Origin of the sequence: Acidimangrovimonas sediminis (genome assembly GCF_002871005.1) — a bacterium.
Lineage (GTDB): Bacteria > Pseudomonadota > Alphaproteobacteria > Rhodobacterales > Rhodobacteraceae > Acidimangrovimonas > Acidimangrovimonas sediminis.
This window is the reverse complement of record NZ_PHSN01000012.1, coordinates 144203-169700: the sequence shown is the minus strand read 5'-3', so window position 1 is coordinate 169700 and position 25498 is coordinate 144203. Positions and strand designations below refer to the sequence as shown.

The following is a 25498-nucleotide window of genomic DNA, read 5'->3' as shown; positions in this document are numbered from 1 at the left end:
TTTTGAAAAAGTTAGTATGGGTTTCATGACAAAGTTCCTCCCCCGCCCCGCCCTTCTGGCCCGTATCGAGGCCGATACCACCGGCACCGCCGTCCTGCGCGCGCCGGCCGGGGCGGGAAAGTCGGTGCTGCTCGACCAGCTGGCGCAGGCGCGGGGGCGGCGGGTCTGCCGCCTGCCCCATCCCCGGCCCGCGGATGTGCAGGACGGCTGGCTGATCTGGGATACCCCGGCCACCACCCAGGCCCCCCGCCTCGCCCCCGAGGTGCAGGAGACCGCCCGCCACCTCGTCATCGCCTGCCGCCCGCACCAGCGGCTGAGCGGCCTCGCCCGGCGGCTGCTGCATGGCGGCAGCCTGCAACTCGGCCCCGCCGAGATGGCGTTCACCCGGGACGAGACGCGCGACCTGCCCCCGGCGCAGGCCGCCGCCCTCGCCACCGACTACGGCAGCTGGCCGGGATTCCTGCCCCTCACCCTCTCGCCCGACGACCCGCTGGCCGCGGACTACATCGCCGAGACCTTCCTCGCGGGCTTCGGCCCCGGCCAGTTGACCGCGCTGTCGCTCTGGCTCGCCACCGGCGAGGGCCGCCCCCTGCCCGACGGGATGCGCCAGTCGCTTCCCGCCGGTGTCTTCGAGGGCCGCGCGGGGCACGCCTTCCACCTGCTCGGCCGGGCAGTCACCGCCCGCCTCTCGGGGATGACCGGCAGCGGCGCGGCGACCGAGCGCGCCACCGCGCTCGAGGCCGGCGGCCATCCGCTCCAGGCGATGGCGCTGCTCCTCGACCACGGGCACGAGGCGCATGCGGCGCAGATCCTGGAACATGCGCGCGGGCTGGAACTGATCTACGACAGCCGGACCGACGATTTCAGCAAGGTCATCCAGCGCTTCTCGCAGGAGATGATCGCGACCAACGAGACGGTGCTGTTCGCCGTCGCCCGCAGCCTGCTGAAGATGGGAGAGCTGGTGCGGGTCCGGAACCTCGTGGGCAAGCACCTCGGGTCCGACTATCTCGACCCGCTCAAGGTGCTGCCGCGCGGCACCCGGTTCAGCTTTGCCGCCCGACGCTTTCGCCTCAACATGATGATCGCCGAGGACCTGACCCCAAGCGACACCATGCTGATGCGCCTTCAGGAATTCATGGCCGACTATCCCGTCGGCGACGACCAGAAATGGGCCGCCTTCTACAACGCCCTGCTGGAATTCGAGGCCCGCCGCCGCAACGTCCGCAACGCCGAGGCCGCCGCCGCCCGCGCCCTGACCTACCTGCAACGCTCGGGCGGGCATCCGCTGCTGGAATTCTTCATCCACCTGCACCGCTGCGTCCTGCGCCTGAACGCCGGCGACGTGATGCTGGCCCGTCCGGCGCTGCGCGACGCCGCCGCGGCACTGGCCGCGGTCGGCCACGCCACCGACACCGAAAGCCGCATGCTGCGACTGGTCGAGGCCGCCATGGCCTACGAACAGGGTCAGCCGCAGGCCCTCGTCACCTTCATGCAGGAGGATTTCGAGACCTTCGCGCGCGCCGAGATCTGGCCCAGCCTCTTCCTCTTCGGCATCCGCTACGCCTCGCAGGTGATGATGGACCAGTTCCCCGGCACGATCCGCTCGGGCTTTCTCGACGGGCTGTGGCTGCACCTGGCCGAGCGCCTGCCCCTGCACGCCCGGATGGAGATGCGCACCGCCATCGCCTTCCAGAACCTCGGCCGCTGGCACGAGGCCGAGACGATCCTCGACGCGATCGACATGGCGCAGGGCCGCACCTGGCACGAGGCCGCGGTCGACCAGCTTCAGCGGATCGCCCGCGAGGAAGAGATCGTCCACGCGCTGGCCCGCCTGCGCCAGCTTGCCTTCCGCCAGTACGACCGCCCCTTCGTCGCGGCACAGCTTGCCGCGATGCTGGCCAACCCCCGCGTCCTTCAGCGAGAGCGCGTGGCCCTGCGGATCTGGCGCGCCCATGTGCTGGACCAGACCCGCGCGACGGCGCAGGCCGGGCGCGACCTGCGCGGCGCGCTGGAATCGGCAAGCCGGCTGGGCTGTTTCGGCGTGCTGTCCGAGGAACGGATCTTCCTCGCCCCGATGCTGCGCAACAGGCGCATCCGCACCCTCGTCGAAACCTCGAGCGAGGTGCGCACCGCGCTGTCGATCTACGGCGACGCGATCCGCTCGCCCCACGCCAAGGCCCGTGCGGCCGGCCTCACCCGGCGCGAGATCCAGATGCTTCAGCTGATCGCCGAGGGACAGTCGAACCAGAAGATCGGCCAGCTTCTCGGCATCGCGGAGCCGACGGTGAAGTTCCACGTCTCGGGCCTGTTTCGCAAGCTCGGCTGCACCCGGCGGACAGAGGCGACACGGGCCGCGCAGGCGCTCGGCTGGATCTGACTTCCGCCCTTTCCGCCCCGGAAGATGGCCCGCTATCCCCACAGATCGCAACATCTCCACGCATCGGGGCCCTATGGCCTATCTTTCTGCTTTCAAATGGTTTCCGGCCAAAACAGAAATTAATTACCGCCTAATTTCACTTGTTATGACACATTACTGCCCTGCCGCCCGCTGCAAGGCCGCAAACGGGCGCCAAGATGCCCCTCCCTGCCCCCTCTGCCCCGCCCCTGCCCCGCGCCGACCACGCGCCCTCAACCGCGATCACACGGCCCTCCGGCCTGATCCGTCTTCAACCTGTGTTTGGAAACGGGCCTTGGTTCGAACCCCGCCCCCAGATGCCCCTCGCCGCTTTGCCCCCGAACGATCTCAAGGGAAACCTGCGGGGAGGATCATCGCCCTTCCCCGCGGGGAAGATGCAACTTCCCATGGCCACGAAGAAAGGACACCGCCGGCGCATTGCACGCGCCCGCTTCCCCTCCGCTGGTCCTGAAATGAAAACGCCCCCGCCCGGCCCTTGGGCCAGAGGCGGAGGCGGAGGATCTTCCCCGCGGGGAAGATCAGTCGAGCTGGTCGAGCAGCCGGTTCACCGCATCTTCCAGCTTGCGCCGGTCGATCATGGTGAAGTCGCGCGGCAGACGGATCTCCAGCCGGCCGTTGGCGGCGGTGCATTTCGCCCGGCCCTCGCGGCGGTCGAGCTGAAAGCTGGTCTTGGCGCGGCCCTGGCCCGGGGCCTTGGCGGGCTTCGGCGCCGGCGGGTCGAGGGCCTCGTCCCCGGCCCCGCACAGCCGGCGCAGCACGTCCAGCTCATCCGCGGCCGACCGGTCGTCCCAGCCCTTCAGATCCTCGCGCAGGACCTGCACCAGCGCCGGCTCCACCTCCAGCTTCTGCACCAGCGTCAGCCCCAGCCGCCGCGGGATCGCCGGGCCGTGGCGCAGCAGATCGCCCACCCGTTCGACCAGCTTGATGAAGCCGCGGATGTAGCTGCGCTTCTGGTAGCCGGCCGAGGCGAAGAGCTGCGCCACCACCTTGTCGGCGTCGCTCTCCTCCGTCTGCGGATCGCCCGCATAGTCGAGCGCAAGCTGCGCCATCTCGTAGAAAGAGATGTCCTTGCGCACGAGGTTCTCGTCGACCATCAGCCGGTAAAGACGCTCCAGCTGTTCGCCCGGCTCGGCCACCACGGCGGGGATCGTGCCCCAGCGGTCGTCGTCGCCCGTTTCCTCCAGCAGCGCGCGATAGGCGCCGAGGCGGCGGTAGCCCTGGATCAGCTCGTACCGCCCGTCGGATCGCGCCTCCAGCCGGATCGGGTTGGACAGGCCCAGCGTCCGGATCGACTCGGTCAGCTCGGGCAGCTCCGGGTCCGGGCCCTTGGTGCGGTCGCGGGTCAGCTTCCACGTCTCGACCTGGTCGAGCGGGATCATCTCCATCACCAGGCCAAGCTTCTTCAGACGGACATGCTCATGCGCCAGCGCGTCGTTCTCGGCGCGGATCCGGGCCTCGATGTCCTGCCGTTCACGGGCCGATTGCGCGGCCTCGGTGATCGCGGTGGCCATCGGGCCGCGGCGCTGCGTCTTCCCCGCGGGGAAGGTCTGCGAAAGATCGGCGGCGGCTTCCTCGGGCGCGGCCCCCGGCGTATTGCCGCCCTTGCTGCCGTCTCCCTGGGGGTCATCGCCCCGCGTCTGATCCTCGGCATCGCTCGAGGGGCCCGTGCTTTCGTCGGGCATCTCGATGTCGAAGATGCGGCGTTTCCTGCTCATGCCGGCCTCCTTCAGATCTGATCCCAGGCCGCGATGACGCGGTCCTTGAATTCGTCATAGGCGCGGTCAAAGCTGGCCCGCGCCCGGCGCCATGTCTCGCGCGTCATCTCGCGGTAGTCGATCTCGTAGACCGACGAGAGGAAGCGCCCGGATTGTTCCACAGCCCGCGTCATCTCGATCGGGTGCTCTGCCACATGATCACCGAAGACCTTGCGAAATGCCTGAAACATCGCGCGGTGGAGGTCGTTGCCCGGCTCGTAGCGCGTCATCAGAAAGCGGATGTCGGTGAAGGCCTTGGGCAACCCGATCTTCCCCGCGGGGAAGGTGCCGTCGAACCCGTGCGCCAGATCCTCCAGCGCCTCGGCCAGCTGACCGATGAACGAGGTGGTGCTGTCGTATTCCCAGTAACCGGGCCCCGAGGGGATATAGAGCATGTCGGCGGCAAAGACCGCGTTCATCGACTGGTAGCCGATCGCCGGCGGGCAGTCGAAGAGGATCAGATCGTAATCGTCGTCGGCCAGCCCGTCGAGATAGCGCGAGACGGCTGCGAAGAACGACCATTCCGGGTTCAGGTGGCGGTACTGGGCGCTGGCGAATTCCACGAAGGCCGCGTTGGCGCAGGAGGGGATGATGTCGATGGTGGACCAGGCCGTCGTCTTGATGAAATCCTGGTGGCGCAGCTCGCCCAGGCCGAGGTCGCGGATCGCCGCGGGCAGCTTGCGCTGCGGCAGGGCGGTGCCCGAGGCGGCCCCGGTGATGGCCGAGTTCATGCGGTCCGTCTCGCGGATCAGGTCGCGGGCCATGATGCCCCAGACGGTGTAATCCTCGGCCACGTCGGTCAGACCCATGGAGTGCGAAAGCGTGGCCTGCGGGTCGAAGTCGACGACGAGGACGCGGTAGCCGTCGAGGGCGGCGGCATGGGCGAGGTGGAGCGCGACGGTCGACTTGCCGGCGCCGCCCTTGAAGTTGGCGACCGCGGCGCGGAAGGCGCGCTTGCCCTGGGGCCGGGGGGGCATCAGGGACTTGCGGTTGATCTTCATCCGGCGGCGCAGCTCGTTGATCTCGTCGAGCGAGAACCAGCGTTGGCGGCCGTCGGCCTCGACCTCGCCGCCGGGGAGCGAGGGCTCGGCGGCGAGCCGTCCGCGGAAGGTCGACTGGTTGATGCGGAAGATCAGCTCGGACACTTCCCAGGACGAGAAGCGCCGCAGGCTCTTGGTGCTTTCGGGGCTGAAGGTCTGCTGGCGGATCCAGCTTTGCATCTTCAGCGACTGGGCCTGAAGCTTGGCCAGGTCTTCGTGGGTATACATCTGCTCTTTGCCTCTTAGACGTAAAATCCTGCCTGAAACGGAAATACGCCGGATTTGCCAAAAAAGCAAAAGTGAAGTTCACTATGGGAGAAATCTTCCCCGCGGGGAAGATTGCCTTGGGAAACAGGGGGACAGGCCCGAATCGGCCACTGTTCCGCCCCGGGCCGGAAAGCCGGGCAATACGGCCATATATTGGGGGACAGCTTGCGCATCCCCACCGGCTATTGGGGGACAAAAGCGCCCTAATGGGGGACAGCCAAGGTGTCACCCTTCACCATAAAACCTTTCTTTTCTGATTTGATCGGGCAGGGGGGCGAAGGCCGGACCGAGCGCAGGCTTGACAGAATCGTAATGCTGGACGCAAATAACCGAAGAACAGGCAAAAGCGTTTGGAACCGTCTCCCCGGACCGGACGCCGCGCCACCGACGGGTCAGCAAGATCCGCGGAGACCGAGGCATTAGGGCAGCGTTCCCCAAGGGGCACTGCCGGGACAGGAGAGCAGGATGCATCTCGTCAAGCCCGTCGGGCGCGAGGCGTCGGCACGCAAGTACGACCTGCTCAGCGCATTGATGGCGCATGCGCTGAGCCACGACAAGCATGTCCAGCGGCAGGTGCTGCGGCTGATGGCGCTGATCACCACGCGCTACAACTGGAAGCGCGACGAGCTGTCGATGGGACAGGACGAGATCGCCCGGCTGTGGTCGGTCGACACCCGGACGGTGAAGCGCGAGATGGCGCGGCTGAAGGCGCAGGGCTGGCTGGTGATCAAGCGCCAGGGTGCGCGCGGCAGGGTCAGCGTCTACGGCATCGACCTTTCGAAGGTGATGGAAGACACCCGCCCGTCCTGGCCCAACATCGGGCAGGATTTCATCGATCGCGTCGCGGCGCAGGACAGCGCCGGGGCGGGCGAGGCGGCAGGGCAGGGGGGCAATGTGGTGCCGCTGCGCACGGTTGCCGCCCCCGCCCGCGACGGCACGCTGTGGCGCGAGGCGCAAGCCGCGCTGCATGCGGCGGACCCGGCGGCGTTCGGCGCGTGGTTCGGCCCGCTCGAGGAGGTGTCGGCCGAGGAGGGGTGCCTGACGCTGCTGGCGCCGAGCCTGTTCCACGCGAATTACGTCCGGACGCACCTGAGCGGTCGGCTGGAGGCCGCGGTGCGCCGGCTCGACCCCTCGATCCGCAGCGTGCGGGTCGAGGCCTGAACCGGCGGTCGCGCGACAGCAGGGAACGGCGGGGCAGGGGGGTCAGATCAGCCCGTATTGCCGGGCCTTCATGCGCAGAAAGGGCAGCCCCTCGGCCAGCACCTCCTCGCGCGAGGGGGCGACGGGGCGCCAGACCGAGAGGCCCGCGGCAAAGGCGGGCGGCACGGTGATGAAGCTTTCCATCGCCATCCCGCCGGTGAAGCCGATCGCGGCGAGGGCCGCGAAGACCTCGTCCCACTGGATCGTGTCGCGGCCGGGGGTGCCGCGGTCGGAGGCCGAGAGGTGGATGTAGCGCAGATGCTCGCGCGCGGCGAGGATGCCGTTGGCGAGGCCCTTCTCCTCGATGTTCATATGGTAGGTGTCGAGATGGACGAAGACGTTGGGCTGGCCCGCCCGTTCGAGGATCTCGACCGCCTGGGCGGCGGTGTTGACGATGTGGTTCTCGTAGCGGTTCACGGCCTCGAGGCCGAAGCCCAGACCCAGGGCGCGGGCGTAGGCGGCGGCCTCGGCCACGACGCGGACGGTGGCGTCCCGCTCGGCCTCGGTGGGGGGATGGCCGGTGCGCTGTCCGATCCCGCCGTAGAGCACGCCGCTCATCGCTTCGGCGCCGGTGGCGGCGGCCCGGTCGAGGGCCATGCGCAGGAAGGCCAGCGCGCCTTCGGGATCGTTCGTGGGCAAACGGTCGAGCGGCAGGCCGAGAGAGGTGACGCAGGCGACGCCCGCGCGTTCCAGCGCGGCGCGGGTGGGGCCCGGGTCGAAGGCGGCGGGGTCGGGCATCGTGATCTCGAGGAAGTCGATACCGTGGGCCACCGCCTCGGGGATCGCCCAGGCCGCGGCCTCGGGGGTCCAGTCCATCGCCCACATCGCGGTGTGGACGCCGAAACCGCGGATCGTCATGTGTCGTCTCCGTTATCCTGTGCTGCGGGTCATGCGGAAGGGCAGGGCGGACAGCCCGCGCCCGCTGATGGCGTTGTCGATCAGCACGGCGCCGATCAGGATCAGCCCCATCACGCCGGCCTGGTAGACCGGGTTGAAGTTCATGTAGCTCAGCCCGTAGTTCACCACGCCGATCAGCACGGTGGCGACCATGGTGCCGACGACCGAGCCGTCGCCGCCGAAGATGGACGACCCGCCGAGGACGACGATGGCGATGGAGATGAGGTTGGCCTGGCCCAGGGCCTCGGGGCTTGCGGTGCCGAGGCGCGCCGCGCCGATGGCGCCCGCGATGCCGGCCATCAGCCCGGCGATGGCGTAGGTGCGGGCGCGGATGCGGTTCGGGCGCAGGCCGGTCAGCCGGGCCGCGGTGGTCGAGGTGCCGACGAGGTAGAGCGCGCGCCCGAAGCCCGCGCGGTGCTGCACCGCGATCAGGATCAGGAGGGCGGGCAGGTAGAGCGCGACAAGCTGGAACGGCAGGCCCGCGATGGCGCCCTGTCCGAGGAAGAGGAAGGCGGCAGAGGCGGTCGTCAGGTCGATGTTGATGCCGCCGGTCAGGACGAGGGCGAGGCCCGAGAAGACGAACATCGTGGCCAGCGTGGTGATGATCGGCGGGATGTCGAGGCGGGTGACGCAGGCGCCGTTGATCATGCCCATCCCCGCCCCCGCCGCGACGCAGATCGCCACCGCCAGCGGCCAGGGCAGGCCCGCGGTGATCGCAAGCCCGAGGAGGACCTGCGCCAGCGCGCCGATCGCGCCCACCGACAGGTCGATGCCGCCGTCGCCGCCGCAGATCACCAGCGTCTGGCCGAAGGCGATGATGCCGATCTCGACCGAGAAGACGGCCATGGAATAGAGGTTCGGCCCGGACAGGATTCCGGGATCGCCGAGCGCGAAGCCGCCAAGCGCGAGGATCGTCAGCAGGACGAGGACGCCGATGCGTCCGGGTTGGAAACCTGTCGCGCCCATGGTCAGCCTCCTGCGCCCTTGGTGCCTGCCGCCTTGCCCGGAAAGCGCCGGTTGGCGCCGATCGAGACGAGGATGATGCCGCCGAGGAGGACCCCGCCCCAGAACGGCTGAATGTGCATCAGGACGACGCCGTCCTTGATCAGCTCGACGATGATGGTTCCCAGCGCGGTGCCGAGGATGGTGCCCTTGCCGCCGCTGAGCTCGGTCCCGCCGAGGACGACGGCGGCGATCACGCCCAGTTCGAACCCGGTGCCGGTGGAATTCTGCACCAGCGGGCTCTGCCCCAGCGTCAGAAGCGCCGCGATGCCGGTGAAGGCGCCGAGCAGGACATAGGTGTAAAGCTCCAGCCGCCGGACCTTGATGCCGGCGAGGCGGGCGGCCTCGGCGTTGTTGCCGATGGCGTAGATGTGGCGCCCGGTGCGGAAGCCGCGCAGGAAGAGCGCGAAGAGGATCATCAGCACCAGCGCGACCACCGTGGCCACCGGCAGCACCCAGAGGCGGGAGGTGATGAAGAGGGTCGTCAGCTCGGGCGGGATCATGGTGATCCAGTTCGAGCCGAGAACGAGGAACACCGCCATGCGAAAGATCGACAGCGTGCCCAGCGTCGCCACCACCGGCGGCACCCGCCCGCCGAGGATGATCGCCGCGTTCACCAGCCCGAAGCCCGCGCCGAGCAGCACGAAGACCGGCGCCACGGCCCAGACGCTCCACCCCGCCTGGAACAGGAGGCCGCCGACCGCCGCCACGAGGCCCAGCATGGACCCGATCGAGACGTCGATGCCGCCGGTCAGGATCACCAGCGTCATGCCGATCGCCGGAATGGCGGTGATCGCGATGCGCACCAGCAGGTTGTTGATGTTCACGTGGGACCAGAAATCGCCGTGCGAGCCCAGGGTGATGCCGACCAGCACGACGACGAGGGTGATCGCAAGCACCCCTTCGCGCGCGCCGGCAAAGGCGGCGAGGCGGTTGCCGCGGGCACCGGCGGCAAGGGCCTTGGTGTCGGGCGCCGCAGGGTCGGGGGCCGCAGGGTCGGGCGGAGTGGGGGCAGGGGGGATCGCATCGCGCGCGGGATTTCGCGTTGGGCCCTGCGCGGGGCCGTGCGCGGCGTCATGTTCAGGGTCGCGCCCGGAACCGTGCGGCGGGGTGTCGGTCGGTGCGGTCATGCGGCGCTCTCTCCGGTTTGTCCGGCGCCGATCGCGGCGCTCAGCACACGTTCGGGCGTCATGGCGGTGCCCGAGACCTCATCCACCACGCGGCCCGCGCGCATGACGACGATGCGGTCCGAGACCGAAAGGACCTCCTTCAGGTCGGAGGAGATGACGACGACCGCGACACCGCCGGTCGCAAGGTCGCGGATGAAATCGTGGATCTCGTCCTTGGTGCGCACGTCGATGCCGCGGGTCGGTTCGTCGAGGATCAGCACCTTGAAGGGCTGGCCGGCCCAGCGGGCGAAAAGGCCCTTCTGCTGGTTGCCGCCCGAGAGGGTGGAGATCAGGGTGCGGGCGCTTTGCGCCTTGATGTTGTACTGCCCCATGATCCGCCGCGCCTCGGCTGCCAGCGCGGGAAAGTCGAGAAGGCCCCAGCCGCCGCGAAACCGTGCAAGGCCGTTCGATGTCATGTTCGCCTCGAGCGGCTTGGAGGCGAAGATGCCCTGAAGCTTGCGGTCCTCGGGGAGGTAGCCGATGCCGAGGGCGATCGCCTCGGCCGGGTCGGCGGGGGCGATCTCCTGCCCCTCCAGCCGGATCGTGCCGGCGGAGCGGGTGAGTTCGCCGAAGATCGTCAGCGCCACCTCTGACCGGCCGGAGCCCACGAGGCCGTAGATCCCGGTGATCATCCCGGGGGGAAGGCGGAGGTTGACGTCTTCGAAATGCGCGGGGTGCGAGAGGCCGGCGATTTCCATGACGGGGGGTGTGGCCGGATCGCCGGCAGGGGTGCGGTGGGCGGTGATCTCTGCCTCGATCTCGCGGCTGTTCTTGCCGGCCATCAGCTCCAGCAGCGTGGTTTCCGAGAACCCGCCCTTGCCGTAGCCGCCTGTCACCGCGCCGTCGGTCAGCACCGTCACCCGGTCGCCGACGCGGGGGACCTCTTCGAGGCGGTGGGTGATGTAGACGATCGCCCGACCGCCGGCGCGCAGCCGGTCGATGATTGTGAACAGGCGTTCGGTTTCGGCCCGCGACAGGATCGAGGTGGGTTCGTCGAAGATGATCAGCCGGGCGTTCTGGGCCAGCGTCTGGGCGATCAGCACCAGCTGCTGATAGCCCAGCGACAGCGCCGCCATCGGCCGGTCGAGGATTGTCTCGTCCAGCTCCAGCTCGGCGAGGATCGGGCGGGCGGTGCGGCGCATCGCGGCCCGGTCGACCCGGCCGAAGGCGCCGGTGATCTCGCGCCCCATGAAGAGGTTTTCCAGCACGCTGAGGTGCGGATAGATCATCGGTTCCTGGTAGACCGCCGAGATCCCCGCGTTCTGCGCGTCGAGCGGGCTGCGGAAATCCTGCGCCACGCCGTCGATGCGGATCTCGCCCGCGTCGGGGGCCAGCGCGCCGGTCAGGATCTTGATCAGCGTGGACTTGCCCGCGCCGTTCTCGCCCAGCAGGACGAGGCTTTCGCCCGCATCGACGGCGATGTCGACGCCCTTGAGCGCGCGCACCCCGCCGAAATTCCTGACGATGCCTGAAAGTTCGAATGTCGCCATGGCACATCGCGGGGGTCGGCGGTGACCGGCCCCCGCCCTCCCGGTTCAGAAGTTCAGGCCGATGTTCTTCTTGGTGATGACCAGCGGCTTGCCCAGAAGCAGTGTCTTCGTCTTGGCGTCATAGGCGATCTTGCCAAGGCCCGGCACGTCGTTCTCGGCCTTAAGCTGCTTGTGGTCGAGTTCCTGCAGAACGGCCCAGGCGGTCAGGTAGCCCAGGTCGACCGGGTTCCACAGCACCACGCTTTTCACCGTGCCGTTGTTGACGAAGGGGCGGATGGTGTTCGGGTCGGTGATGCCGGTGACGGCGACCTTGCCGCTCATCCCCGCGCTGAGAACCGCCTGCGCGGCGCCCGGCACGGCGGTGGAGTTCACGCCGACCACGCCCTTGAGGTTGGGATAGGCCGACAGGAGTTGCGAGGTCACGTCGGTCGCCTTGGAGATGTCTTCGCCCGCGTACTGGATCGAGACCAGCTTCATGTCGGGGTACTTGGCTTTCATGCGGTCTTTCATGAAGCCGATCCAGACGTTGAGGTTGGTCGCCGTCGGGCCGCCCGAGACGAAGGCCACGTCGCCCTTGTCGCCGACCTGCTGGGCGAGCTGGTCGATCACCGCGTAGGCGAGCGCCTTGTCGTCGGCCTGCGAGACCCGAAGCGACACGTCCGGCCCGTCGACCTGGCTGTCGGAGGAATAGAACAGTACGCCGGCCGCCTTGGCCTTCTTGGCGACGGCCGAGAGGGCGGTGGGGCTGTTGGCCGAGACGCCGACCGCGTCGAGATGCTTGTTGATCAGGCTTTCGGCGATTTCCACCTGGCCCGAGACCGAGGCCGTCGTCGGCCCCTGATAGACGATCTTGGCGCCGAACTTCTTGCCGGCCTTCTCCAGCCCCTGCTTCATCGCGGTGAAATAGGGGATGCCCACCAGCTTGGGCACGAAGCCGATGGTGTAATCCTTGGCCGAGGCGCTGCCGGGCGCGAGGGCGACGGCAAGCGCGAGCGCGGGGACCGAAACGGCCCCGGCGAGGGTGATCTTCCTGGTCATGTCTTCCTCCCGTTCAATGATCCGTCCCGCCGGGTCGTCCGGCGGGCCGGCAGATCGTCCGGGGCTGCGGGTTCCTCCTCAAAAACCCGTCTCGTCCGGCACCCCGAGGCACGGGCCGGCCAGTGGCGCGGCGGCGTGACGGGGCGGGGGACGAGCGTCTCCCCGGCGGGGTGTGCGGGGGTCCTTTCCGTGTCGCGCCGGTCCGGTCGTGCGAGTGTCGGAACCGGGCCGGATACGGGACTTGACCACCACCCCGGTATTTGCGCTAAATCCATTAAGCTAATGCGTCAAGCAAGCCGGGCCGGGGTCGCCGCGACCTCAAGAACTTGTGAAGTCGGGGCGCGGCGCGCGCCCGCGGCGGCGCGGGATCGCGGCTTGGTGCGCAACGTGCTACGCAGATTGCTGCGGGGGGCCGGAGGGCAGATTGGAAGCGGGATGACAGGCGGCAAGGCGCAGGGCCAGGCAGGTGGCGGCCAAGGAGGTCGCGGCGAATCGGGGGAGGTTCACCGGGGCCGGGCGACGGCCGCCGCGCCCGCCCGCCGGGTCACGATCTACGACGTCGCGCTGCGGGCCGGGGTGTCGGGGGCGACGGTGTCGCTGGTGCTGAACGGATCGTGGGAACGGTACCGCATCCGGCGCGAGACCGCCGAGGCGGTCCTCGCGCTGGCGGCCGAGATGGGGTACCGGCCGAACCGCCGGGCGCGCGATCTGCGGCGCGGCCGGTCCAGCCTTGCGGGAATGGTGCTGCCGCATTACCGCAACCGCTTCTTCGCCGGCATCGCCGAGGCCTTCGAGGCCGCCGCCCGGGCGCGCGGCCTGTGCCCGGTGGTGGTGAGCGCGCAGCGCGACAGCGCGACCGAGACCTGGGTTGCCGAGACGCTGGTGGCGCAGCAGGTGGAGCTTCTGGTGATCTGCGGCGTGGCCGATCCCGCCCCGCTCAATGCGCTTTGCGCGAAGACGGGGATCCCCTGCGTCAACCTCGATCTGCCGGGGCCGGGGGCGCCGTCGGTCGTGACCGACAACGCGGGCGGTTCGCGGCGGTTGACGGAATGGCTGATCGCCGAGGTTGCGGCGCGGGGCGGCGACCCGTCGGGGCTGCGCTTCATCGGCGGGGTGGCGGGGGAATTCGCGACCGAGGGGCGGATGCAGGGCTTTCGTGCCGCGCTGGAGGCCGCGGGGCTGCCGCATGGCCCGGGGATGTGCGCGCCGGTGGGCTATCCGGCGGCGGCGGTCGAGGCCGAGATCCGGCGGCTGCACGCGCGGCCCGGGGGCCTTCCCGCCGGTCTCTTCATCAATTCGCTGACCGCGCTGGAGGGCTACGCCGCCTTTCTGCGCGATCACCACGCGGCCTGCGCCGGGGTGCCGGTGGCCTGCTGGGATTGGGACCCGTTCGGTGCGGTTCTGCCGGTCGACCTTGCGATGGTGTGGCAGGATGTGCCGCGGATGGTGGCGGCGGCGTTCGAGCTGTTCGACACCGGGGGAGGGGAGCCGGGCCAGCGCGTGGTGATCCCGCCGCAGCTGTTCCTCGACCCGCGGGCGGCGCCGGTGAACGAGGCGGGGCCCGTGAGCGACGGAGTGAGAGAGGACGTGACCGGGGATCGCCCGGGGGAGGAGACGTGATGAGGTTCATCGGCATCGACGTGGGCACGGGCAGCGCGCGCGCGGGGATCTTCGACGCGGACGGGCGGATGCTGGCCAGCGCGAAGCACCCGATCCGGATCTGGCGCGCCCCGGGCGAGCGGGTCGAGCAAAGCTCGGACGACATCTGGAACGCGGTGGCGGCGGCCACCCGCGCGGCCCTGGCCGATGCGGCGCGGGTGGCGCCGGGCGTGGCAGAGACGATCGCCGGGATCGGTTTCGACGCGACCTGTTCGCTGGTGGTGCTGGATGCCGCGGGCGCGCCGCTCTCGGTCGACCCCGAGGGCGGGGCGGGGCGCAATGTCATGGTCTGGATGGATCACCGGGCGACGGGGCAGGCGGCGCGGATCAACGCGGGCGAGCACGAGGTTCTGCGCTATGTCGGCGGGGCGATCTCTCCAGAGATGGAGATCCCGAAGATCCTGTGGCTGAAGGAGGAGATGCCCGAGACCTTTGCCGCCGCCGGGGCCTTCATGGACCTTGCCGATTTCCTGACCTGGCGGGCGACGGGAAGCGCGGTGCGATCGGCCTGCACTGTCACCTGCAAGTGGACCTATCTGCCCCATGCCGGTGGCTGGGACGCGGCGTTCCTGGGCGCGATCGGGCTGGGCGCGCTGGCCGAGGAGGGCTTTGCCCGGATCGGGGCCGAGGTGGCCGAGATCGGCGCGCCGCTGGGGCAGGGCCTGAGCGCGGCGGCGGCGCAGGATCTGGGCCTGCCCCCCGGGATCAGCGTGGGCGCCGCGCTGATCGACGCCCATGCCGGCGGGGTGGGCACGCTGGGCGGGCGCGGGCCCGAGGGGACGGCACTGGATCCGCGCGACCAGATCGCGGCGATCCTCGGCACCTCCTCCTGCACCATGACGGTGGGGGACGCGCCGGTCTTCGTGCCTGGCGTCTGGGGCCCCTATCACGGGGCGATGCTGCCGGGGCTGTGGCTGAACGAGGGCGGGCAGTCGGCCTTTGGCGCGGCGCTCGACCAGTTGGTGGCGATGCACCCGGCGGCCGCGGCTGCCGCCGCGCGGGCCGAGGCGGAGGGACGGAGCCTTTACGCGCTGCTGGAGGCCGAGGCGGTGCGCCTGGCGGGGGATGCGGGACGCGCGGCGCTTCTGGCGCGGTCGGTGCATGTGGTGCCCGAGGTATTGGGCAATCGCGCGCCGGAGGCCGATCCGGCGGCGCGCGCGGTGATCGCGGGGCTGGGGACCGGGGCGGACGAGGAATCGCTGGTGGCGTGGTTCGTTGCCGTGCTGTGCGGGCTGGGCTACGGGCTGGGCCTGATCGTCGAGGCGCAGCGCGCGGCGGGGATGGGGCCGAAGATGCTGGTGGTGTCGGGGGGGGCCGCGCGCAGCGCGCTCCTGCGCCGGATCCTTGCCGATGCGACCGGCTGCGAGGTGGCCCTGCCCGCGGCGGAGGAGCCGGTGTTGCTGGGGGCGGCGATGCTGGGGATGGTGGCCTCGGGCCGCTGCGCCAGCCTTTCCGAGGCCGCCGCCGGGGTGGCGCGGCTGTCGGAGGTGCTGGTGCCCTCGGGCGGGGAGGTCGCGGCCTTCCACGCCCGCAAGCGCGCGGTCTTTGCCCGGCTGAAGGCGGCGGACCGCGAGGTGCGGGCGCTGATGGTGGAGGGTTAGCCGCGGGGTGAGCCCGGGAAGTTGGCCGCGAAGTTGGCTGGGGGTCAGCGGTACGGGTCGGCCGCGTCGCGCAGCCCGTCGCCGAGGAAGTTGAACGCCAGCACTACAAGGAAGACGGGCACCGTGGGCAGCAGGATCCACGGGTAGAAGGCGAGGACGGTGACATCGCGCGCCTCGGTCAGCAGCACGCCCCAGCTGACGATCGGGGGGCGCAGGCCGAGGCCGAGGAAGCTGAGCGCGGTCTCGCCCAGGATCATCGAGGGGATCGAGATGGTGGCCGAGGCGATCAGGTGCGACAGGAAGCCGGGCACCAGGTGGCGCAGGATGATCCGACGCGGGCGTGCGCCATTGAGCTGCGCGGCCAGCACGTAATCCTCCTCGCGCAGCGAGAACAGCTTGGATCGGACGGCGCGGGCAAGGCCCGTCCAGTCCAGGAGGCCGAGGATCACGGTGATGCCCAGGTAGACGATCAGCGGGCTCCACGTCACCGGCATGATTGCCGAGAGCGACAGCCAGAGCGGGATCGAGGGGATGGATTGCAGCACCTCGATCAGACGTTGGACCAGCAGGTCGACGGTGCCGCCGTGATACCCCGCGAGGCCGCCGATCACGATGCCCAGGATGAAGCTGACCGTCACCCCGAGAAGGCCGATGGAAAGGGATATTCGCGCGCCGTAGAGGATGCGCGACAGCTCGTCCCGGCCCATCCGGTCGGTGCCCAGAAGGAACATCTGGCCATCTCGGGCGGGGCAGATCAGGTGGATGTCGGCGGGGATCAGGCCCCAGAAGTTGTAATCGTCGCCATGGCAGAAGAAGCGGATCTTCTGCACCTCGCCGGGGATGTCGGTGTAGAGCCGTTGAAGGTTGTCCATGTCCAGCGTCATCTTGCGGCCGTAGACGAAGGGGCCGACGAAATGGCCCTCGTCGAACAGGTGGATGCGTTGCGGCGGGGCGTAGATGAAATCGGGGTTGCGGCTGTGCAGGTTGTAGGGCGCCACCACCTCGACGAAGATCGCGACGAGGTAGACGAAGGCAAGGAAGATCGCCGAGGCCAGCGCCAGCCGGTGACGCCGGAACCGCCACCAGGTCAGCCTGAGCTGCGACGCGCGGTAGAGGGATTCGCGCCCCTCGGGCAGGCGCTCGATCGAGGTCGGATCGAACGGCGCGTCGGAGACGTAATGCGGCAGCGGCGCGCCGGGGGGCGGCAGGGCGTCCTTCATCGCGTGCTCCTGCCCTGAAGGCGGATCCGCGGGTCAAGCAGCGCCAGCGCGATGTCGGACACCAGCATGCCGATCACGGTGAGGAAGGCGAGGCACATCAGGAACGACCCGGCGAGGTACATGTCCTGGCTTTTCAGGGCCGAGATCAGCATCGGCCCCGTGGTTTCCAGCGACAGCACGACGGCGGTGATCTCCGCCCCCGAGATGATCGCGGGCAGGATCGACCCGATGTCCGAGATGAAGAAGTTCAGCGACATGCGCAGCGGGTATTTCACCAGAGCGCGGAACGGGTGCAGCCCCTTGGCGCGGGCGGTGATCACGTATTGCTGGCGCAGCTCGTCCAGCAGGTTCGCGCGCACGCGGCGGATCATCGCGGCGGTGCCCGAGGTGCCGATGATGATGGTGGGGATCCACAGGTGGGCGAGGATGGACTTCGCCTTGTCCCATGACATCGGCTGGCCGAGGTATTGCTGATCCATCAGGTGGCCGATCGACAGGCCGAACCAGAGGTTGGCGAAATACATCATCACGAGGCCGAGGATGAAGTTCGGCACCGCCAGCCCCACGAGGCCGAAGAAGGTGAGGCCGTAATCGCCCCAGCTGTACTGGTGCGTGGCCGAATATATCCCCACGGGAAAGGCCACCAGCCATGTGAAGATCACGGTGACGAAGCTGACCAGCACGGTGAGCCAGATCCTGTCGCCGATCACGTCGCTCACCGGCATGCGGTAGGCGAAGGAATAGCCGAAGTCGCCGTGCAGCATGCCGCCGACCCAGTGCAGGTAGCGGATCGGTTGCGGCTGGTCGAAGCCGTAGCGGTGGCGCAGCTCCTGGATCTGGGCGCCGTTGGCATTCTCGCCCATCGCCTGAAGCTCGTTCACGTAGCTTTCGAAATAATCGCCGGGCGGCAGCTGGATGATGGTGAAGACCAGCATCGAGATCAGGATCAGCGTCGGCACCATGACCGAGATCCGCCACAGGATGAATCGCAGCATCTCTCAGGCCCCCGAGTCAGGCGACAAGCCGGTGTCGTACCAGAAGGTATCCGGCAGATAGACGCCCAGGTAGGCGGTCGGCGCGTAGCCGTAAAGCGCCTTGTCGGGCATGTTGCGCAGCCGGGAGGAGCGCAGGATCGGTTGCAGCGTCTGGTTGACCGTGCCGATCGTCAGTACCTGCTCGGACCGGATGTCGAGCATCTGCTGCCAGATCGTGCGGCGTTCGGCGAAGGTCGAGGTGCGGCCCCATTGCGCGTAGAGATCGAGAAGCTGACGCGCCACCGGCCATTCCGGGGCATGGCCCTGCGCGCCGTTCGAGAGGTAGTACATCCCCCATTGCGACCATTCCAGCTGATCGTCGGCGGTGGGGGCGAGGGCGGCGGGCGACATGTCGGGCGTCGGCACGCCGTTGTCCCAGCCGTTCCAGGCCGACATGACGACGCTGCCGCCCTTGATCCGGCTGCGGAAGATGTCGCGGTCGGTGGCGCGGATGAACAGCGCGACGCCGATCCGCGCCCAGTGGTCCCGCACCAGTTGCAGGACGTCGGTTTCCACGTCGCCGCGGCTGGCGGTCTCCACCACCAGGTCCATCGGCCGCCCGTCGGGCAGAAGGCGGATGCCGGCGCCGTTGCGCCTGTCCAGCCCCGCCGCGTCGAGAAGGGCGTTGGCGCGGTCGGGGTCGTGGGTCGCCCAGCGGCTGGCGTAGCCGGGCTTGTAGAGCACGCTTTCGGGCAGCACCGTGTCGGCGCTTTCGTGGGCGAGGCCGAAGAACGAGACCATGTTGATCTCGTGCCGGTCGATGGCCAGCGACAGCGCCCGCCGCACCGCCACGTCGCGCAGCACCTCGCGCCAGACCTTGTCGGTGCAGGTCAGGTTGGGGATCAGCGACAGGATGGAGCCCTGCGTGCGCTTCCACAGCTCGACCTTGAGCGGGTGCAGCTTTTCGGCGGCCTTCAGGAACGGGTAATCGGCGAAGTCGAGGCCGTTCATCTGCAGGTCGGTCTCGCCCGCGCCGGCCTTGGCGACCATCGTGGCGTTGGAGGTGAGGTTGAGGATCCAGCGGTCGACATAGGGCAGCTGTCGCCCGGCCTCGTCGATGCGGTGGAAATAGGGGTTGCGGACGAAGACGAATTGTTCGGCCGGGGATTTCGTGGTGTTGCGCCAGGGCGTCAGCACCGGCAGGTCGGGGTTCTCGGGCCGGTAGCAGCGCGACATCTTCACGTAGAGATCGGTCCAGGTCTGGACCTTGGCGCGCCGGATTTCGCGCTGCAGCTTCTGCCGGTCGGCAAAGGCGGGGTGGAACTGCTTCATGTAGTGGAACGGCAGCACCAGCTCCAGCGGCTGGGCCGAGGCCAGCGAGGGCAGGAAATCGGGGTTCGGCACCTCCCAGCTGTAGCGCACGGTCGTGGCGTCGATCACCTCGAAGCTGGGGGGCTTGCCGCCGGCCACCATCTCCACCGGCACGCCGTCGGGGCGCAGCTGCCGGTTCATCAGCACGTCTTCCCAGAAGTGCCGGAAGTCGCGCGCGGTGAAGGGCGCGCCGTCGGACCAGCGATGGCCCGGACGCAGGTGAAAGGTGAAGACGCGGTCGCCCTCGACCTCGCACCGGGCGAGGATGTCGGGGATCAGCGCCAGCGTCTGGTCATAGCCGACGAGACGGGCATAGCCGTCGATCGTCATGTAGCGGATGTCCTTCTGCCCGGTCACCAGCCGGCGGATCGTGCCGCCATAGGCACCCGGTTCGCGCTTGAGGGCGCGCAGGTTGACGACCCGCGGCACCCTGGGCAGGCGCTCGGCCATCGGGGGCAGGGTGCCCGCGGCGACCGCGTCGCGCAGGATCGGGGGCTCGGCCGGCGCGGCGTCGGCGCGGCGGGGCAGCAGCGGGCCGGCCAGAAGCCCGAGTATGATCCCGTGGGCCGCGCGCCGGGTGATCATCGCGCTGTCGTCCTTCCAAAGGCGGCCGCCGGGTCCGGGAGCGGCGGAACGGGATCGGCAGAGGGGGCACGGGCCACATGGGGCCGGGCCGCCCTTGCCGACGCCGGAACGGGGCCGGTCCGAAGGGGCCGCGGGCGGCCAACGTCGTCATCGGAAAGGAGACTAGCCGCGCGCCCCGTGGCTGTCCATACGCGCGGCGATCCGGCGCACCGGCCCGTCCCGGCGCCCGTGACAGGCCGGGTGCGGCGCGGGTGCGGGCTTGGGGATGGCCGGGGTAGGGGATGGCCGGGGTAGGGGGGAGCCGAGGGAGGGAGGCGCGCGGCCGGGCGGTCAGCTTGCCCGGCGCTCGCTCCGGCCGCCGCGGATCGCCGAAGGGGGCGTCTTGTCGCGGAACAGCATCATGATCTGCTCGGCCTCGGAATGCGATTCGAGGCCGGCCGCCGGCACCGGTGCCGCCTCGCCCGCGCCCTGCCGCTCGGCCGCGTCCTCGAACACCGGGGTGAAGACGGCGATCTTCTCGGACAGGCCCGCAAGCTCACGCTCGCCATGGCCCTTCCAGGCACCGCCGGCATAATCGACGAAGGCCTCGCTCGCCACGATCGGGGAGCCGAGCGTCTTGGTCAGCGCCTCAAGCCGCTGCGCCTCGTTCACCGAGGCGCCGAAGGCCGAGAACGTCAGCCGCCGGGCCAGCCCGACATTGCCGAAGATCACGTTGCCGATGTGCAGCCCGATGCCGAATCCGATCGGCTCCAGCCCCTGGCCGGCGCGTTCCTGGTTCAGGGCGGCGACCCGTTGCAGCGCTTCGCGCGCGGCATCGGTGGCGCGCCGCGCCGCGATCTCGGTGGGCTTGGCGTGGCGCTCGGTCGGGAAGACGGCGAGGAAGCCGTCGCCGATGAAGCTCAGGATCTCGCCCCCGTCGCGGTTGAACGGCTCGGCGATGGCGTCGAAGAACTGGTTCAGCGTCTCGGTGTAATCGTCGCGCCCCAGCGTCTCGGCCATCATGGTGGAGCCGCGCATGTCGGCCATGACCAGCACGGCGCGGATCGTCTCGACGTCGCCGCGCCGGGTCTGGCCCGACAGCACGCGCTCGCCCGCGCTGGCGCCGACATAGGTTTCCATCATGTTGCCGGCCAGCTTGGTCAGCAGTGCCATCTTCGCCGTCACCGCAAGCTTGCGCTGGATGTAGAGCAGCGCCTCGATCGCCTGTTCCTCGAAGCCGCCGTCGCGCGTGGTGGACCACGACCCCATCATGCCGCGCCCCTGGCCATCGCCGAAGGATTGCACGAAGCAGAGGTAATCGGTCGCGCCCATCGCCTTGAGGTCGTCGAAGATCGGGAATTCCGACGGGGTGTCCGGCTCGATCCGCCGGCGCAGGTGGTCAAGCTTGTTCTGCAGCAGAAAGTAGAACGGGCTCTTCAGGAACCGCTCGGGCTTTTCCTCGTTGCGCGGCAGCGTCAGCCCCTCGACCGACAGGCCCTCGCCACGCCGCCAGCTGAAGCCGAGCGCGTCGTAAAGCGGGTGCAGCATCGAGAAACTGAGGTACACGCGGTCGATCGGCACGCCGAGGGCGGCCAGCCGCTCGCAGGTGCCGTTGATGATCGTCTTGAGGTCTTCGCCGTCCAGGGCGGCCTGCTCGAGCCACTCCTCGACCTTGTCGATCAGAACGAGGGAAAGTTCTGTCCCACTCTTCGCCATTTTTTCTTGTCCTTAAGGCAGTCTTGCCCGGCAAGCGAAATCGCGAAAAGGCTCCGCCTGTGCGGGCGAAGTCCAAAGCCGGGAAAGGGTGATATAGAGGTATCTCGCCCGAATGCCACCCCGCACCGCCCGGATCGTTCCCGCCGGGCGGGCGCGCGCGGCGGGACGGGCGGAAAATGGCGCATCTGCGCTTCCGCCGCGCGTGTCGGGTCCGGCGGGGGAAGCCCTTGCTTCTGCGGGGAAATCCCGGTCTTGTGGCGGCGCTGCACGGATGTCCGGCGGGTTTCCGTCTGTGCGGGATCGAACAGGCGGAAGGCGGAAATGATCTATCTCATGCGGCATGGCGAGACCGCGTTCAACGCCGAGGGCCGGTACCAGGGCCGGATCGACACGCCGCTGACCGACCTTGGCCGCGACCAGGCGGCGGCGGTCGCGGCGGCGCTGGCCGAGCGGATCGGCGCCGCGCCGCTCCGGATCTTCGCAAGTCCCCTCGGTCGCGCGCGCGAGACCGCGCGGATCGTCGCGGACCGGGTGGCCCAGGCCGCCACGATCACCGTGCTCGACGGGCTGGCCGAACTGTCGCTGGGCCGCTGGGAGGGTCTGACCCGCGCCGAGATCGAGGCCGGCTGGCCCCGCCACCGCAAGCGCGGGCCGCGCGGGTCGTGGTTCTTCGATGCGCCGGGGGGCGAGACGCTGGAGGATTTTTCCGCGCGTCTCGGCGCCGCGATGGACGCGGTCGGTGCGGCGCCGGGTCTGCGGCTGGTCGTCACCCACCGCAACGCCGGGCGGATCGTGATCGGCCGCCACGCCGGGCTGGACGCCGCCGCGATGCTGACCCTGCCGGTGCCGCAGGGCACGCTCTACGCGCTGCACCCGTGCGGGCGCGCCGCGCGTGTCTACAGCCTCGACGGCACCCCCCCGGGCCCGATCTGACCCACCGCCCGAAAGGCCCTCCCCCTTTCATTGTTCCCCAAATACGCAACCCCCCGCAGGTCCCTGCGGGCCGGCCCGGATCAAGGTGCCTCAGGTCGGGCGCCTCAGGTCGGGCGCTTCAGGCCTTCACCACCTTCTCCGCCGGCAGCCCGAGCTTCGCCATCACGTTGCGGGTGTCGACGATCAGCGGCGCCCACTCGGCCAGCCGGGCGTAATCCACCGCCTCGTGATCGGTGGCGATCACCACCGCGTCGAATCCGCCGATCGTGTCGGCGTCGAAGGGAACCGACCGGCGGCCCTTGAGGGCCATGTATTCGCGTGTCTTCGGGATCTCGTCCACATGCGGATCGTGGAACGCGGCGGAGCCGCCGCGCGCCTCGATCAGCTCGATCAGCTTGAGCGAGGGGCTTTCGCGGATGTCGGGCACGTTGCGCTTGTAGGCCAGGCCCATGACCAGCACCCGCGACCGGCTGAGCGCCTTTCCGAACCGGATGTCCAGCGCCTCGGCGGTGCGGGTGACGACGCGGGCGGGCATCGCCGCGTTGATCTCTCCGGCCAGTTCGATGAAACGGGTGGGCATCTCGTATTCGCGCGACTTCCAGGTCAGGTAGAACGGGTCGATCGGGATGCAGTGCCCGCCCAGCCCCGGGCCGGGATAGAAGGGCATGTAGCCGAAGGGTTTCGACTTCGCAGCCTCGATCACCTCCCAGATGTCGACGCCCATCGCCTCGTAGAGGACCTTGAGTTCGTTCACCAGCGCGATGTTGACGGCGCGGAAGATGTTCTCTGTCAGCTTCACCGCCTCGGCGGTGGCTGTGGTCGAGACCGGCACGACCCTGTCCACCACGGCGCCGTAGAAGGCCTCCATCAGCTGCTGCGCCTCGGCGCCGTCGCCGGCCACGACCTTGGGGATCTGGATGGTGCGGAAGTCGCGGTTGCCGGGATCTTCACGCTCGGGCGAGAAGCCGAGGAAGATGTCGCGCCCCGAGGTCAGCCCGCCGGCCTCGAGGATCGGGCGCACGACGTCGTCGGTGGTGCCGGGATATGTGGTGCTTTCCAGCACGATAAGCTGACCGGGGCGCAGGGTGCGCGCGATCGCGTCGCAGGTGGCGCGGACGAAGGACAGGTCGGGGTCGCGGTGCTTGTCGAGGGGGGTGGGGACGCAGATCACCACCACGTCGCAGTCAGCCAGACGGGCGAAATCGGTGGTCGCCTCGAACCGGCCGGCCTCGCAGGTCGCGGCCAGCACCTCGTCGGGCACGGCCTCGATATAGGAGCGGCGGGCCTCGATCCGGGTGATCTTGTCCGGGTCGATGTCGAAGCCGGTCACGGCGAGGCCGCCGCGGGCGACGGCCATCGCCAGCGGCAGGCCGACATAGCCGAGGCCGATCACGCCGACCCGGGCGCGCCGGGTCTCGATCGCGGTCAGGAGCGGTTGGAAGGCAGGCGGTGTCACGTCCGGGCTCCTGTCTCGGGGGGAGGTGAGGCCGTGGTGTCGAAAACCCGGGGGCAAGTCAAGCGGGCGCCGCGGCGGGGCAGGGGACGCCGCCGCGGGGCCGAGGGGACGGTCGCGCCGCTCTTGGCGCCGCGTTCCCGCTGCCCGGGTCCTGTCATCCCGCGGGTGGTACCCGGGTCTTGCCACCCCGGGGCCGCCATCCGGGGCCGCCATCCGGGACTGCCATTCCGGGTCCTTTCGGCTGGGCGCTCTCAGGACCCGGGGGCGGGGTCGATCACGGCTTCGGCCTCGATCTCCACCAGGTAGTCGCCGACCAGCGCCCCGGCCTGAAGCAGGGTGTTGGCCGGAAGCACCTCGCCGAAGACCCGCCCGTGGGCGCGCGAGACCGGCTCCCACTGGGTCACGTCGGTCAGGTAGACGCGGGTGCGCACCACGTCCTCGATCCCCGCGCCGAGGGCGCCGAGGGAGGCCGCGATCTTGTCGAGGATGTAGGTGGTCTGCGCGCCCGGGTCGCCGGGGGCGACGCAGCGGTCGGCGCCATGGGTCGCGGTGGTGCCCGAGACCAGCACCCGGTCGCCCACCCGGACCGCCCGGCTGTAGCCTGCCAGCGGTTCCCACACGCTGCCCGAAGACGCGCGCGTGCGGCCGGGGCGTGTCGGGGCCGCGCTGGTTTCCAGCACCGACGGGATGGTGTCGAGGTGATGGCTGAGGTCGCCCGAGGCGGTCAGGAACGGCGGCCGGCGGTATTCGTCGCCGCAATCGCCGGGGATCGGATCGGTGGCGGCGAAGGCTGCGTCGAGCGCGGCGCGATCCTCGGCGTCGAGCATCACGTCGAAGACCCTGAGGTTGTCGCCGCGGTGTTCGCTCTCGGTCAGCCGCGCGCCGATGATCGTGGCCGCGACGGCCTCGTGGTCCAGCACCCAGGCCGAGGCCACGTTCGACAGCGACACCCCGTGCTTGCGGGCGATGCCTGCTGCGGCGGAGAGGATCCCCTGGAATGCGGCCCATCCGCCGGCGGCGTCGATGAAGCGCTTGTACTTGGCGCGGCTCCAGTCGGGGATCGTCTCCGGCTCGGGCCGACCGAGCCATTTCTCGGACAGGAAGCCGCCGCAGAGGGTGCCGTAGGCAAAGAGCTTCACCCCGGTCCGCGCGCAAAGTTCGGACAGCGCGCCCCCCGCGCGCCGGTCGACGAGCGAGAACGACACCTGGTTGGAGACCAGCGGGATGCCGTCCGCCAGCGCCAGCGCCAGGTGCGCGGCGTCGAAATTGGTCACGCCGAGGGCGCAGATCAGCCCCTCTTCGCGCAGCCGGTTCATCTCGTGCAGTGCGTCGAGCCAGGCCGGGTGCTCGAAGCTCCACCAGTGGAACTGCAGAAGGTCGACCCGTTCGACCCCCAGCCGGTCGAGCCGCTCCTGCACGCCGCGGCGCACGACCTCGGGGGTCATGGGGCCCGGCTCGGGGCACCATTTGGTCATCGCCACCGGGCGGCGGGCGCCGGGCGGCGTGCGTGACAGGAGGCGCCCGGTGATCAGCTCGGCGCTGCCGTAATGGTCGGCCATGTCGAAGGTGTCGAACCCTTCCTCGGCATAGGCGGCCAGCGCGTCGGCGGCCGCGTCGGGGTCGAGCGTGCCGCCGTCCTTCTCGATGTCGGCCACCTGCCAGAGGCCGCAGATCAGGCGACTGATCTCGGGCCCGCCGGGCAGACGGATGCGTTCGGGATGGCGTGTCATG

Annotated in this window: 18 protein-coding genes; 5 read left to right on the top strand and 13 right to left on the bottom strand. The window is 69.6% G+C overall.

The window, feature by feature from the left end; genetic code table 11:
- The first annotated feature begins 25 nt into the window (after positions 1-25).
- Entirely contained in the window at positions 26-2377 is a 2352-nt protein-coding gene (locus tag CVV76_RS11870) for a helix-turn-helix transcriptional regulator (protein ID WP_102224979.1), read from the top strand.
- Between the two features lie 557 nt (positions 2378-2934).
- Here CVV76_RS11870 and CVV76_RS11865 read toward each other — a convergent pair.
- Together CVV76_RS11865 and CVV76_RS11860 are read right to left on the bottom strand one after the other, a co-directional pair.
- Positions 2935-4131, bottom strand: coding sequence for a ParB/RepB/Spo0J family partition protein (locus tag CVV76_RS11865; protein WP_102224859.1), 1197 nt, complete (start codon positions 4129-4131; stop codon positions 2935-2937).
- Between the two features lie 11 nt (positions 4132-4142).
- The gene (locus tag CVV76_RS11860) at positions 4143-5438 is read right to left on the bottom strand and encodes an AAA family ATPase (protein WP_102224858.1); all 1296 of its coding nucleotides are present in this window, start codon (positions 5436-5438) and stop codon (positions 4143-4145) included.
- Between the two features lie 504 nt (positions 5439-5942).
- Here CVV76_RS11860 and CVV76_RS11855 point away from each other — a divergent pair.
- The gene (locus CVV76_RS11855; protein WP_102224857.1) at positions 5943-6638 is read left to right on the top strand and encodes a DnaA N-terminal domain-containing protein; all 696 of its coding nucleotides are present in this window, start codon (positions 5943-5945) and stop codon (positions 6636-6638) included.
- A gap of 42 nt (positions 6639-6680) precedes the next feature.
- Here CVV76_RS11855 and CVV76_RS11850 read toward each other — a convergent pair whose 3' ends face one another.
- Genes CVV76_RS11850 through CVV76_RS11830 form a run of 5 tightly spaced genes read right to left on the bottom strand, consistent with a single transcriptional unit; the run spans position 6681 to position 12273 of the window.
- On the bottom strand, positions 6681-7535 hold the full coding sequence (locus tag CVV76_RS11850; RefSeq protein ID WP_233192825.1) for a sugar phosphate isomerase/epimerase family protein: 855 nt from the start codon (positions 7533-7535) through the stop codon (positions 6681-6683).
- Positions 7536-7547: 12 nt separating this feature from the next.
- Positions 7548-8540 (bottom strand): ABC transporter permease, encoded by a 993-nt coding sequence (locus tag CVV76_RS11845; RefSeq protein WP_102224856.1) that lies wholly within the window; start codon positions 8538-8540, stop codon positions 7548-7550.
- A 2-nt stretch (positions 8541-8542) separates the two neighbouring features.
- Positions 8543-9706, bottom strand: coding sequence for an ABC transporter permease (locus CVV76_RS11840; RefSeq protein ID WP_102224855.1), 1164 nt, complete (start codon positions 9704-9706; stop codon positions 8543-8545).
- Positions 9703-11235, bottom strand: a complete 1533-nt coding sequence (locus CVV76_RS11835) for a sugar ABC transporter ATP-binding protein (protein WP_102224854.1) — start codon at positions 11233-11235, stop codon at positions 9703-9705. The genes CVV76_RS11840 and CVV76_RS11835 overlap by 4 nt, the downstream gene beginning before the upstream one ends.
- Positions 11236-11280: 45 nt before the next feature.
- Positions 11281-12273, bottom strand: a complete 993-nt coding sequence (locus CVV76_RS11830) for an autoinducer 2 ABC transporter substrate-binding protein (protein ID WP_102224853.1) — start codon at positions 12271-12273, stop codon at positions 11281-11283.
- A gap of 435 nt (positions 12274-12708) precedes the next feature.
- On the opposite strand from CVV76_RS11830, the gene CVV76_RS11825 reads away from it, so the two are divergent.
- Positions 12709-13893 (top strand): LacI family DNA-binding transcriptional regulator, encoded by a 1185-nt coding sequence (locus CVV76_RS11825; protein WP_102224852.1) that lies wholly within the window; start codon positions 12709-12711, stop codon positions 13891-13893.
- Positions 13893-15533, top strand: coding sequence for an FGGY-family carbohydrate kinase (locus tag CVV76_RS11820; protein WP_102224851.1), 1641 nt, complete (start codon positions 13893-13895; stop codon positions 15531-15533). Before CVV76_RS11825 ends, CVV76_RS11820 begins: the two co-directional genes overlap by 1 nt.
- 44 nt (positions 15534-15577) lie before the next feature.
- Here CVV76_RS11820 and CVV76_RS11815 read toward each other — a convergent pair whose 3' ends face one another.
- The 4 genes from CVV76_RS11815 to CVV76_RS11800 form a co-directional block, all read right to left on the bottom strand.
- Positions 15578-16753 carry an ABC transporter permease gene (locus CVV76_RS11815; RefSeq protein WP_102224850.1) on the bottom strand — a complete coding sequence of 392 codons (1176 nt, stop codon included), beginning with the start codon at positions 16751-16753 and terminating at the stop codon, positions 15578-15580.
- Positions 16750-17748: an ABC transporter permease gene (locus CVV76_RS11810; RefSeq protein ID WP_102224849.1), complete on the bottom strand. Its 999-nt coding sequence runs from the start codon at positions 17746-17748 to the stop codon at positions 16750-16752. Before CVV76_RS11810 ends, CVV76_RS11815 begins: the two co-directional genes overlap by 4 nt.
- Before the next feature lie 3 nt (positions 17749-17751).
- Positions 17752-19683, bottom strand: coding sequence for an ABC transporter substrate-binding protein (locus CVV76_RS11805; RefSeq protein ID WP_102224848.1), 1932 nt, complete (start codon positions 19681-19683; stop codon positions 17752-17754).
- A gap of 330 nt (positions 19684-20013) precedes the next feature.
- On the bottom strand, positions 20014-21378 hold the full coding sequence (locus CVV76_RS11800; protein WP_102224847.1) for an adenylate/guanylate cyclase domain-containing protein: 1365 nt from the start codon (positions 21376-21378) through the stop codon (positions 20014-20016).
- A gap of 321 nt (positions 21379-21699) precedes the next feature.
- Here CVV76_RS11800 and CVV76_RS11795 point away from each other — a divergent pair, with 321 nt between their 5' ends.
- Positions 21700-22311, top strand: coding sequence for a histidine phosphatase family protein (locus tag CVV76_RS11795; RefSeq protein WP_102224846.1), 612 nt, complete (start codon positions 21700-21702; stop codon positions 22309-22311).
- 118 nt (positions 22312-22429) lie between these two features.
- On the opposite strand, the gene CVV76_RS11790 is transcribed toward CVV76_RS11795, so the two are convergent.
- Together CVV76_RS11790 and CVV76_RS11785 are read right to left on the bottom strand one after the other, a co-directional pair.
- A complete protein-coding gene (locus CVV76_RS11790; protein ID WP_233192824.1) occupies positions 22430-23767 on the bottom strand; it encodes a nucleotide sugar dehydrogenase in 1338 nt (445 codons plus the stop codon).
- A 251-nt stretch (positions 23768-24018) separates the two neighbouring features.
- Positions 24019-25497 carry an aldo/keto reductase gene (locus CVV76_RS11785; protein WP_102224844.1) on the bottom strand — a complete coding sequence of 493 codons (1479 nt, stop codon included), beginning with the start codon at positions 25495-25497 and terminating at the stop codon, positions 24019-24021.
- Between the last annotated feature and the right edge of the window lies 1 nt (position 25498).